Source organism: Sphaerisporangium sp. NPDC088356, assembly GCF_040685555.1.
GTDB lineage: Bacteria > Actinomycetota > Actinomycetes > Streptosporangiales > Streptosporangiaceae > Sphaerisporangium.
Map to the genome: position 1 here is coordinate 1 of NZ_JBFBIK010000168.1, position 11618 is coordinate 11618.

Below are 11618 nucleotides of genomic sequence, written 5' to 3' on the forward strand. Positions count from 1 at the left end.
CTGCGGGCCGGCCGGACCAGGAGCGCCATCGATCCCCGGAGCGCCAGGAGCGCCCGGAGCGCCGTCGACTCCGGGCGGACCCTGCGGGCCCATGGGGCCGGGAGCACCGTCGATCCCGGGCGGGCCCTGCAGGCCAACCGGACCAACCGCGCCTGCGGGACCTACCGGACCTGCCGGACCGGGAGCACCGTCGACGCCCGGAGCACCGGGAGCGCCATCGACGCCAGGAAGCCCCTGCGGACCCGGGGGGCCTGCCGGACCTGCCGGGCCGGGAGCACCGTCGACTCCGGGGAGACCCTGCGGACCAGCGGGACCCGCCGGGCCCGCCGGGCCGGGAGCACCGTCGACCCCGGGAGGACCCGCCGGTCCCGCAGGACCTGCCGGACCGGGCGGGCCCGCGGGCGCCGGCGGGACCTTGCAGAGCGATTGCGGCAGGCCGAAGAATCTGCACAGCGGGATGGTGTTGGGCGCGACTGGGACAGATTGGGGCCAGGCAACGGATTGAATGGTCGTGCCCGGCGGAATCGGGCACAAGATCGGCGTACAGTAATCGAGCGCCTTTGATTGCCTTGGGGTGAAATTAAGTACATTAGTCGGCGTTCCAGAAGTCGCGCCGCCCATCGCGTTATCGGTAACTGCCCGGTCGCCCGGCCAGGCAGTTCTTGCCTCAGCACCTGCCGGAGCAGGAGAGTAAACGAGAACGGCACCCGCGAGCACGCTGCCCGCCAGAGTCCGTTTCATAAAAGTAGCCACTCTTCATTCTCTCCCCCGGCCTCTGCTGAAGTCACGCCACGAAGAAACTCTTTGACAGGCCGGGGAGGTCTGGACAGACCTTTTCCCCATCTAATCATCATGCCTGCCCGGCGTCGTGGAGTTCTTTGCCAGGCGCCCCAAAAATGATGGCCGATAAACCATTATCAATACAGCTGAAGACATTCACCACAATTAATCGGATAAATCGGTTGCCGACTCGCCGGACACAGAGCCGGGGGGAGGCGCGGCGGCGGCTCAGGACGTACGGGCGCGGAAGCGGGCCATCGACACGCGAACGACCCCGTCCGAGAACGGGCTCTCGGACGGGGTCGCTCCAGATCGGGGTGGGCGGGCTACTTGTTGGTGGGGAATCCGAGGTTCACGCCGCCGTGGCTCGGGTCGAGCCAGCGCGAGGTGACCACCTTGCCGCGTGTGTAGAAATGAACGCCCTCGGTGCCGTGGACGTGTGTGTCACCGAACAGCGAAGATTTCCAGCCGCCGAAGCTGTAAAAGGCCATGGGCACGGGAATCGGCACGTTTATGCCCACCATGCCGACCTCCACCTCGTTCTGAAAGCGTCGGGCGGCGCCCCCGTCGTTGGTGAAGATGGCGGTGCCGTTGCCGTACTCCACATCGTTGATGATGCGCAGGCCCTCCTCGTAGGAGGAGACCCTGACCACCGAGAGCACCGGGCCGAAGATCTCGTCGCGATGAACGGCCGAACCCGGCGTGACCTGGTCGATCACCGTGGGCCCGAGCCAGAACCCCGCGGTGTCGGCGGCGGTCGTGCCGCCCTTCACCGGGGTCTCGCGCCCGTCCACGACCAGCTTGGCGCCCTCCGCGAGCGCGGTGTCGAGGTAGGAGGCCACCTTGTCGCGGTGCACCCGCGTGACCAGCGGGCCCATCTGGGACTCGGGGTCGTCACCCGGGCCGATGGTGAGCGTGCTCACGCGCTGGACGATCTTGTCCACCAACTCGTCACCGACCGGGTCGACCGCCAGCACGACCGAGATCGCCATGCACCGCTCGCCCGCCGAGCCGAAGCCCGCGTTCACCGCGGCGTCGGCCACCAGGTCGAGATCGGCATCGGGCAGCACGAGCATGTGGTTCTTCGCGCCGCCGAGCGCCTGCACCCGCTTGCCGTGCCGGGTGCCCGTCTCGTACACGTACCGGGCGATCGGCGTGGAGCCGACGAAGGAGACCGCGCGCACGCCGGGGTGCTCCAGCAACCGGTCGACGGCGACCTTGTCGCCCTGGACGACGTTGAACACGCCGTCGGGCAGCCCGGCCTGCTTCCACAGCGACGCCATCAGCAGCGATGCCGACGGATCGCGCTCGGAGGGCTTCAGAACGAAAGTGTTGCCGCAGGCGATCGCGACGGGATACATCCACATCGGCACCATGGCCGGGAAGTTGAACGGCGTGATCCCCGCGACCACCCCCAGCGGCTGCCTGATCGAGAACGAGTCGACGTTCGTCGAGACGTTCTCCGAGAAGCCGCCCTTGAGGAGGTGGGGAATGCCGCAGGCGAACTCCACGACCTCCAGCCCCCGCGCCACCTCGCCCAGCGCGTCGGAGTGCACCTTGCCGTGCTCGGCGCTGATCAGCGCGGCCAACTCGTCGCGGTGGCCGTACATGAGCTCGCGGAACCGGAACAGCACCTGAGCCCGCTTCACCAGCGAGGCGTCGCGCCACCCGGGGAACGCGGCCGTGGCGGCGGCCACCGCCGCGTCGACGTCCTTCGGACCGGCCAGGTCGACGTGGCCGGCGACCTCACCGGTGGCCGGGTTGAAGATCTCCGCCTGCCGGCCCGAACTCCCCTCCGCCTCCGCGCCGCCGATCCAGTGCGTGACCCGCTTCACTTCGTGTTCTCCTCGTTGATGGTCTGAAGTGCCGTGAGGATGATGCCCAGGCCCTCGCGCGCCTCGTCGTCGGTGAGCGTCAGCGGGGGGGCCATGCGGAGCGCGTTGCCGTAGAGCCCGCCCTTGCCGGCCAGCAGCCCGAGCTTCTTGGTCTCCTCCATGAACCGGGCGGCCAGCGCGGGCGCGGGGGCGCCGGTGGCGGGGTCGACCAGCTCAATGGCGAACATGAGGCCCTTGCCCCGGACGTCGCCCAGGATCGGCAGCCGGACCCGCGCCTCGCGCAGGCCGTCGATGAGGATCGCGCCGGTGACGGCGGCACGCGCCTGGAGGTCGTGGTCGAGCACGTAGTCGAGGGTCGCGTTGGCGGCGGCCATGGAGATCGGGTTGCCGCCGAAGGTGGCGAGGCCGATGGCGTGCGGGGCGTCCATCAGGTCGCCGCGGGCCACCACGCCCCCGACCGCGAACCCGTTGCCGAGGCCCTTGGCGAAGGTCATCATGTCCGGCGTCATCCCATGGTTCTGGATGCCGAAGAACGCCGAGCCGGTGCGGCCCCACCCGGTCTGCACCTCGTCGGAGATGAACAGGATGCCCTCCTCGTCGAGGACCTCCTTGTACGCGCCGAACAACCCGTCGGGGGCCATGGTGAAGCCGCCGACGCCCTGGATCGGCTCGGCGATCAGCGCGGCGACGTCGTTGGACACCGCGGTGGCGAGCACGTGGCGCAGGTCCTCGACGCAGACCTTGATGTAGTCGGCGTCGGACAGCCCGCTGAACTGCGGGAGGTGCCGGTCGGCGCCGTGCAGGAAGTGCACGTTGAGCGGCGACAGCGAGTTGTTCTTCCAGCCGCGGTTGCTCGTGACCGACAGCGCGCCGAAGCTCCTGCCGTGGTAGCTCTGCCGCATGGCGAGCACCTGGTCGGACTTGCGGGCGTACGTCGCGAGCAGCAGGGCCGTCTCGTTGGCCTCGGTGCCGGAGTTGGTGAAGAAGACCTTCGCGTCCTGGATGCCCGACAGCCGGGCGATCTTCTCGGCCAGCTCGACCTGCGCGCGCAGCAGGTAGACGGTGCTGGTGTGCACGACCCCGGTGGCGAGCTGGCGCTCGACCGCCTCACGGACCTCGGGCACGTCGTACCCGATCATGTTGGTGAGGATGCCGGCGAAGAAGTCGAGGTAGGTGCGCCCCTCGGCGTCGACGACGCGGTTGCCCTTCCCCCGTACGATCTCGATCGGCTCGTCGTAATAGAGGGACAACCAGTTGGGCATGACCGCACGGTGGCGCGGAAGAAGGTCCGACATAGTCCGATTATGTCGATTTATCGGCATCGCTCCCACCTCCAAGGTGTCGGCGTACTGCGAATTCACCTTACATGCTGCCACCCTCAAGCTTTTAACGTCCTGAAGTCAGCTGGACGTGATGTCCGGACATATCACAGCGCCCGCGAGCGGCGTACGGCGTGCCGCCCGCGGGCGCCTGAGTTCCGCTTTCGCTCAGGCGACGGGTTCGCGCTCCGGCTCGGGCGCGGGAACCGTACGAGGGCGCAGGACCGTGAAGGCGAGCGCGGCGGAGGCGACGGCGAACGCGACGCCGACCCAGGAGCCGAACGACATCGCCGCGACGAACGCCTCCCTGGCCGTCCGTGCGAGCCCCGGGTCCTTCAGCCGCAGCGCGGCGCCGATCGAGTCCCTCGCCATGGCCGGGGCTACGGCAGCAGCGCGAGGCCCGCCTTCATCGGCCCGTACGCCAGCACGAACTGGAGGTACTGGGTGAGCATCAGCAGCAGGGCCCCGGTGCCGAACGACATCAGCACGATGGAGAACGACGAACCGCTGAAGTTCCGGTCGCGGAACAGTGAGAGCGGCAGCATCGGGTGGTCGGTCCGCCGCTCCCAGAGCACGAAGCTCCCGAGCGCCACCACGGCCACGGCGATCGCCACCAGCGCGCGGGTCGAGGTCCAGCCCTCGCGGGGCGCGTCGATGACCATGTAGACCAGCGCGGTCATCCCCACCGTGGACAGCAGCGCGCCGAGGGGGTCTGTGGGACGGGCAGGCGCGCGGGACTCGGGCATCAGCAGGACGGCGGCGAGGATGGCGACGGCGGCGATGGGCACGTTCAGCAGGAACACCGAACCCCACCAGTAGTGCTCCAGCAGGAATCCGCCCAAGGTCGGCCCGGCGATCACTCCCACCATGGCCACCGCGCTCCAGGCGGCGAAGGCCTTGCGGCGTTCCGAGTCGTCGAAGACCGTGATCAGGATCGACAGGGTGCTCGGCATCAGGAACGCCCCGCCCACGCCCATGAGCGCGCGTGCGCCGATCAGCTGCCACGGCTCCTGGGCCAGCATCGCCACCACCGAGGCCCCGCCGAACATGAGGAGCCCGATGATCAGGAAGCGGCGCCGGCCGTACCGATCGGACAGGCTTCCCGCGGTCAGCAGCAGGCCGGCGAAGACCAGGATGTAGGCGTCGATGATCCACTGGATGTCCGCCGGGCTCGCGCCCAGGTCGCGGATGAGCGAGGGGATCGCGAGGTTCAGCACCGTGTTGTCCACGACGAGCACCAGCAGGCTCAGGCACAGCACGCCGAGGATCCACCAGCGCCGGGGGTTCGTCTCCGGCGTGTCCCCGTGCTCTTCTCGTACAGCGTTCGACCTCATTCGCACAGCGTACGATAAAGCTCGTACACCGTGCGAGTGGATTATCCTTGAGGAAGACGAAGGAGAGTCACCCCTTGCCGAGCAAGACGCGGTTCACCTCGGTCTGGGCTCGCGAAGCACCCGCCAAGCCCCCTCGGGAGCAGCCGTCGCTGAGCCGCGGCCAGATCGTCCGGGCGGCGATGGAGCTCCTCGACACCGAAGGCATGGAAGCCCTCAGCATGCGCAAGCTCGGGGCCAGGCTCGGCTCCGGGGCCACCAGCATCTACTGGTACGTCGCCAACAAGGAAGAGCTCCTCGAGCTCGTGCTCGACGAGGTCTACGCCCAGGCGCGCGTCCCCGACCCCGCCGTCGCCGGCTGGCGCGACTCGGCCGCGGCGTTCGCCTACGGCTTGCGCAACGCGATCCTCGAACACCCCTGGTCGGTCGCGCTCATCGGAACCATGCCGAGCCTCGGGCCGAACGCCATGGCCGTCAGCGCGACGCTGACGAACGCCTTCGAGCTCGCCGGCTTCACCGGCATGACCCTCGACTACGCCGCGTCCGCCATGATCTCCTACACCCTCGGCGCCACCATCCCGGAGGTCAGCTGGCTGAACACCGTCGGCCGGTCGAGCGCGGACGCCGAGGAGTGGATGAAGGCGATGCGGCCCCAGATGGAGGTCGCCGCCGCCGACTACCCCGCGCTGCTGGCCCGCTACCAGGACTTCGAGAAGATCGACATCAACAGTGCCAGGCATGTGTGTTTCGATTTCGGCCTGATCGCCGTGCTGGACGGCCTGGAGGCCCGCCTTCGCCAGTCCTGAACGGCATCCCGCGCGTCGCCGGACGACGCCATCCGGAGTCCGACATTGTGTCAGGTAGTGAGCGGTCGGTCTTACATGGTGATCGGCTAGGCTCGGACATATGCTACCGACCCTGGCCGACGTCCTCGCACTGGACGCCGTCCGCCGAGGCAACCCGCGCGTGGTCGCGGGTGCCGACCGGCTGGACACGCGCGTGCGCTGGGTGCACGTCGGCGAGGTCAGCGACATCGCCCACCTGCTCCGCGGCGGCGAGCTCATCCTCACCACCGGCGTCGCGCTCCCGGACGAGCCCGACAAACTGGCCGACTACATCGCCGACCTGGCCGCCGTCGGCGCGTCCGGCCTGATCGTCGAGCTGGGCCGCAGGTTCATCCGCGAGCTGCCGCGCGCCGTGGTCGAGTCGGCGGAGACCCACGGCCTGCCCCTCGTCACGCTGGCCAGGGAGACGCCCTTCGTGCAGATCACCGAGTCGGTACACGCCCGCATCATCGACATCCAGCTGGAGGAGCTCCGCGCCTCCGAGCACCTCCACGAGGTGTTCACCGAGCTGTCGGTCGAGGGCGCGTCCCCGGCCCAGGTGCTGACCCAGGTCTCCCGCCTTTCGGCCCGCCCGGCGATCCTGGAGAACCTCGCCCATCAGGTGCTCGCCTGCGAGTCCACCGGGCGCGACACCGGCATCCTGCTCGCCAACTGGGAGGCGCGGTCGCGGGCGGTCGCCCCTCGCGACCGCACCGCCTACGACCCCTCGTCCGGCTGGCTCGTCACCATGGTCGGCGCGCGCGGCCATGACTGGGGGCGGCTGATCCTCATCTGCGAGTCGGCGCCCGGACCACGCGACATCGTCCTCGCCGAGCGCGCCGCCACGACGCTCGCCCTTGGCCGGCTGCTGGAGCGCCACCAGGAGAGCCTGGAACGCCAGGCCCACGGCACGATCATCACCGGCATCCTGACCCACGCGTACGCCGACCCGGAGGAGGCGGCGGCCCGCGCACGGGCGGTCGGGGTCCCGCTCACCGGCCGCAAGCTCATCAGCGTCGTGCTCCGCCTCACCGACCCGAGCGAGACGGCGCTCAACCTCCAGGCCCAGCTCGGCGAGCTGGCGGAGGCCACCGCCGCCGCCTGCCGCGAGGCCAAGCTGCCCGCCCTCGTCGGCGCCCTCGACCAGACCCGCGTCGGGGTGCTGCTCCCCCTGCCTGCCCGCACGCTCGCCGAGGGCGCGCTCACCACGCTCGCCGAGCGGCTGCGTACGGCCTTCGCAACGCCCTTCGTCATCGCGGCCGGGTCCGTGGTCGAGTCCATCAGGGACGTACGCCGCAGCTTCCTCGAAGCCGAGCAGGTCGCCGAGGCCGCCGCCCGCCAGCCCGACCGGCGCCCGTTCTACCGGCTGCCCGACCTGCGGCTCCGCGGCCTGCTCCACCTCCTGCGGGACGACGCCAGGCTGCAGACCTTCGCCGAGCGCGAGCTGGGCCCGCTGCTCGCCCACGACGCCCACCGGGGCGGCGACCTGACCGGCATCCTGCGCACCTATCTGGACGCGGGGCGCAACAAGGCGGTCGCCGCCCAGCGCGCCCACCTGTCACGGCCGGCCTTCTACGACCGGCTCCGCCGCCTGGAGCGCATCCTCGACACCGACCTCGACGACGTCGAGTCCTGCCTGTCACTCCACGTCGCCCTCCTGGCCCTGGAGTCGTTCCGAAGGGAGATCCGTTGAGCCCCGGCGACATCGCGCCCATGCGGGCACGCGACCACGGCATCGTGATAGGCACCGGCACCCCCGGGCCGTACAACGCGATCACCGACGTCGCGGGGGTCAGGGTCGGCCACACCACCCTCGTACGCGGCGACGGCGCTCGGGTCGTGGGCGAGGGCCCGGTGCGCACAGGCGTCACCATGGTGCTGCCGCACGGCGGGTCGGCGTTCGACGAGCCGGTGTACGCGGGCTACCACTGGCTGAACGGCAACGGCGAGATCACCGGCATGGCCTTCCTCGACGAGTTCGGCATGCTCGGCTCGCCGATCGGGCTCACGAACACCGCTTCGGTGGGAGTGGTGCGCGACACGATCGTGGAGATCGAGGTGGCCTCCCTCGGCAGGGGCCGCCAGGCGTGGTCCCTGCCGGTGGTCGGCGAGACCTGGGACGGCACGCTGAACGACATCGACGGCCAGCACGTCAAGGCCGAGCACGTCAAGGCCGCCTACCGCGCGGCGACGACGGGCCCGGTGGCCGAGGGCGGCGTCGGCGGCGGCACCGGCATGATCTGCCACGGCTTCAAGGGCGGCATCGGCACCGCCTCCCGCGTTCTCGGCGAGGATGACGGCGGCTACTCCGTGGGCGTGCTCGTCCAGGCCAACCACGGGTCGCGGGAGCGCCTGACCGTCAACGGCGTCCCCGTCGGCCGAGGCCTCGACGACGTGCCGAGGCCCACCCCGCCGAAGTTCGAGTGTGCCGGGTCGATCATCGGCATCGTCGCCACCGACGCGCCGCTGCTCCCCCACCAGTGCCGCAGGCTCGCCCAGCGGGCCGGGCTGGGCGTCGCGCGTACGGGCGGCGCGGGCGAGAACTCCAGCGGGGACGGCTTCCTGTGCTTCTCCACCGCCAACCGCAATCTCCCTGCGAACACGCTCGACGCCCACCCGCCGCGCACGTTCGGCGTGACCGTGCTCGCGGACGACCACATCGATCCGCTCTTCTACGCCGTGATCGAGGCGACCGAGGAGGCGATCGTCAACGCCCTGGTCGCCGGGGAGACCATGACGGGCGCCGACGGCGTCACCGTCCACGGCCTCGACGGGAAGCGCCTGGCCGGGCTCATCCGGTAGCGCGGCAGGCGGTCCGTTTCATGGGGGCCGGTGCCACGGTCATCGGGCCGGTGGCGCGCGCGAAGGTCAGGTGTGGCCGTCGCGGCCGTCGTCCGCGTGGACCGAGTCGTCGACGCAGACGTACGCGTCCCATCGGCGCGGGCGCGCCATGATCACTCCGATGATGATGCCAAGGATCATGCTGGCCAGGATTATCGGAAACAGAACGTTGAGCCCCATGACGGGTGCCTCTCGAGAAAGGTGTGCCGCTCGCTCGGTGATCGCGGCCTAGCGAACCGTAACGCCGCGTTGCGCGCATCCGCAGTCCGTCACCGACGGCTCACCCATAATGACCAGGGTATTGACCCGATTTACGTGGTCCCTTACGGACACCTCGCGTCCGGTGTTCGGACCCCGGGCCGGCAAGCGCTCGCGAGAGGCCGCGAGAGGCACGGTGGCCGGCCGCGTGATACCGCGAGCTGGGCGGATTCGCGTCGCGCGCGCCCGTTTCCGGATCCGGAAAGACGGCCGGTTACATTCTCGTAGACGTTGGCGTGTTTACCGGTGCTTGGCGTGTCGTTGGCAAGACCATGGTGCATCAAGGACTAGATCACCCACGGGAGCCCTTGATGCCACGTCGCCTCATCGCCGGTCTTGCCGCGCTTTCCTTCCTCGCGGCCACCGCCCCCGCGCCGGCGATCGCCGAGTCGGTTCAATCGGGGCTGCCGTCGGCGAACTTCCCGCTCGGGCAGCCGGGCGCCGCCACCCAGAAGCAGAAAGCGGTCGCGTCCGGGATCGACCTGTTCACGGTGATCCACGGAACCCCGACCGATGGATACACGGTGTCGGTGCTCATGAAGGGCAAGGACTACGGCTCCCAGGCCTCCGCGGAAGCGGCGGCGGAAGCCGCCCTCAGCGCGGGGTTCGAGGCGAGCATCCAGCAGTTCACTCGCCCCGGCGTCGCCGACTTTCCCGAGGGAGTCAGCTACACGGTACGTATCGGGCTTTGGACGCTGAAAGAGCGCGATGAGGCCGAAAAGGTAGTTAAGAAGCTCAAAGAGGCAGATATCTCGGCGAAAGTGGACTTCCTCGGGGACGACGGGCTGCAGACCACCGGACCGTGGGACATGCGGGTGCTGACCGTCGACCCCCGCGCCTTCAGCGGGTCCTACCACTCCAGCATCGGAGCCAGCGTCGCCAAGCGCGAGACCCCCTCCTCCATGGCCAAGAAGGCAGGCGCGGTCGCCGCGGTCAACGGCGGATTCTTCAACATCCACACCGACAAGAACCTCCGGGGCGAGCCCGTGGGCGTCTCCGTGGTCGACGGCCGCCTGCTCAGCGAGGCGACCGACGGCCGCAGCGCCCTGATCCTCAAGGGCCGCACCGCGCGTATCACCGAGGTGAAGACGACGGTCACGGCCACTTCGGCCGACGGGGAGAGGACGTCCATCAGCGGCGTCAACCGCGCGGCCCAGCCGGACGAGCTGGTGCTCTACACCGAGGAGTTCGGGGAGAAGACCCCCTCCGACGAGGGAGCCGAGGCCGTCCTGGACGACAAGGGCGAGGTACTGAGCCTCCGCCCCGCGGGTGGCAAGGTGGCGCGTGGCACCCGCGTGCTGCACGGCACCGGCATCATGTCCGACTGGATCTGGGCGCACGCCTGGGAGAAGTGGAACCTGAAGGTCACCACCAAGGTCACGGACATGCGCACCGGCAAGGGCATCCCCCTCACCCCGGAGACCAGCATCATCGGCGGCGGGGTCGGCCTGGTCCGCGACGGCCGCGAGCACATCACCGCGAAGGCCGACGGGCAGGCGAACATCAACATGATCCTTCGGCGGCACCCTCGCACGATGGCGGGCGTCACCAAGTCCGGCAAGCTCATCCTCGCCACCGTCGACGGCCGCAAGCCGGGCGTCACCGTGGGAGCCTCCATGGTGGAGGCCGCGCAGCTGATGCTCTGGCTCGGTGCCCGCCAGGCCATCAACCTCGACGGCGGCGGGTCGAGCGCCATGGTCGTCAAGGGCAAGGTAGTGAACCACCCCTCCGACGGCACCGAACGCGGCGTAGGCGACGCCCTCCTGATCCTCCCCTGACCCCGGCGGCTGATGAAGGCGTTCCCCGAGCGGTTGAGTCCCATCACCGCTACGGCGCCGACCGGATCCCCGGTCGGCGCCGTCCAGCAGGCGAGTCTCGCGAGCGTCGAGCCCGGCCGGTCGCAGGACGAGCCGTGGGAGGCCGCGCGGCGTGGGACGGAAAGCGCGCGGCAACGCGCCCGCGACGCACGCCGCGCTCTGCGGCCGGGCCCCGCGGCGATCGCGGAGCGGCAACGCGCCCGTTCGGCCGAGATCGTGGCCTATGCCCGCGCCCGGTCGCCGTACTTCCGCGAGTTTTACCGGGAGCTGCCGGAAGGGCTCGACGACCCCGCGCTGCTCCCAGTCACCAAGGCCGACCACGTCACCCTCGAACACGCAAAGGAGCCCCCCGAGCAGTCGGCCGGCGGCAAGTTCCGCAGGATCATCTCCCTGACCCCTCCGTGACGAATCGCGGACGAACCCCCGCGAATGAGGGCTTCGATCTCCCTGCTGCCATGTCGGCAGAGATCCCCGGAACAGAGACCCGCTGAGGAGTAGCGGAAATGCCCGTAAACGCAGGAAAGCCACCCACAAAGTGGATGGCTTCCCTGCTTATACCAAATATTTGTCCGGCGGTGTCCTACTCTCCCACACCGTCCCCGGTGCAGTACCA

The 11618-nt window shown here is 69.7% G+C and carries 11 protein-coding genes; 5 read left to right on the top strand and 6 right to left on the bottom strand.

Going from position 1 to position 11618, the window contains the following annotated elements:
- Positions 1-161: 161 nt before the first annotated feature.
- The 5 genes from AB0O34_RS34135 to AB0O34_RS34155 form a co-directional block, all read right to left on the bottom strand.
- Positions 162-341: a hypothetical protein gene (locus tag AB0O34_RS34135; protein WP_363922653.1), complete on the bottom strand. Its 180-nt coding sequence runs from the start codon at positions 339-341 to the stop codon at positions 162-164.
- Between the two features lie 765 nt (positions 342-1106).
- Positions 1107-2615, bottom strand: coding sequence for a CoA-acylating methylmalonate-semialdehyde dehydrogenase (locus AB0O34_RS34140; protein ID WP_363922655.1), 1509 nt, complete (start codon positions 2613-2615; stop codon positions 1107-1109).
- Positions 2612-3910: an aspartate aminotransferase family protein gene (locus AB0O34_RS34145; protein WP_363922656.1), complete on the bottom strand. Its 1299-nt coding sequence runs from the start codon at positions 3908-3910 to the stop codon at positions 2612-2614. Before AB0O34_RS34145 ends, AB0O34_RS34140 begins: the two co-directional genes overlap by 4 nt.
- Before the next feature lie 192 nt (positions 3911-4102).
- A complete protein-coding gene (locus AB0O34_RS34150) occupies positions 4103-4306 on the bottom strand; it encodes a hypothetical protein (protein WP_363922658.1) in 204 nt (67 codons plus the stop codon).
- Between the two features lie 8 nt (positions 4307-4314).
- Entirely contained in the window at positions 4315-5268 is a 954-nt protein-coding gene (locus tag AB0O34_RS34155) for an MFS transporter (RefSeq protein ID WP_363922660.1), read from the bottom strand.
- Positions 5269-5342: 74 nt separating this feature from the next.
- Here AB0O34_RS34155 and AB0O34_RS34160 point away from each other — a divergent pair, with 74 nt between their 5' ends.
- From AB0O34_RS34160 to AB0O34_RS34170, 3 genes are all read left to right on the top strand, one after another.
- A complete protein-coding gene (locus AB0O34_RS34160; protein ID WP_363922662.1) occupies positions 5343-6071 on the top strand; it encodes a TetR/AcrR family transcriptional regulator in 729 nt (242 codons plus the stop codon).
- A 100-nt stretch (positions 6072-6171) separates the two neighbouring features.
- Positions 6172-7782: a PucR family transcriptional regulator ligand-binding domain-containing protein gene (locus AB0O34_RS34165; RefSeq protein ID WP_363922664.1), complete on the top strand. Its 1611-nt coding sequence runs from the start codon at positions 6172-6174 to the stop codon at positions 7780-7782.
- Positions 7779-8891 carry a P1 family peptidase gene (locus AB0O34_RS34170; RefSeq protein WP_363922666.1) on the top strand — a complete coding sequence of 371 codons (1113 nt, stop codon included), beginning with the start codon at positions 7779-7781 and terminating at the stop codon, positions 8889-8891. The genes AB0O34_RS34165 and AB0O34_RS34170 overlap by 4 nt, the downstream gene beginning before the upstream one ends.
- Positions 8892-8957: 66 nt before the next feature.
- On the opposite strand, the gene AB0O34_RS34175 is transcribed toward AB0O34_RS34170, so the two are convergent.
- Positions 8958-9110, bottom strand: coding sequence for a hypothetical protein (locus AB0O34_RS34175; RefSeq protein ID WP_363922668.1), 153 nt, complete (start codon positions 9108-9110; stop codon positions 8958-8960).
- A 389-nt stretch (positions 9111-9499) separates the two neighbouring features.
- Here AB0O34_RS34175 and AB0O34_RS34180 point away from each other — a divergent pair, with 389 nt between their 5' ends.
- Together AB0O34_RS34180 and AB0O34_RS34185 are read left to right on the top strand one after the other, a co-directional pair.
- Positions 9500-10966, top strand: coding sequence for a phosphodiester glycosidase family protein (locus AB0O34_RS34180; protein WP_363922670.1), 1467 nt, complete (start codon positions 9500-9502; stop codon positions 10964-10966).
- A gap of 12 nt (positions 10967-10978) precedes the next feature.
- The gene (locus tag AB0O34_RS34185) at positions 10979-11410 is read left to right on the top strand and encodes a hypothetical protein (protein WP_363922672.1); all 432 of its coding nucleotides are present in this window, start codon (positions 10979-10981) and stop codon (positions 11408-11410) included.
- Positions 11411-11618: the final 208 nt, after the last annotated feature.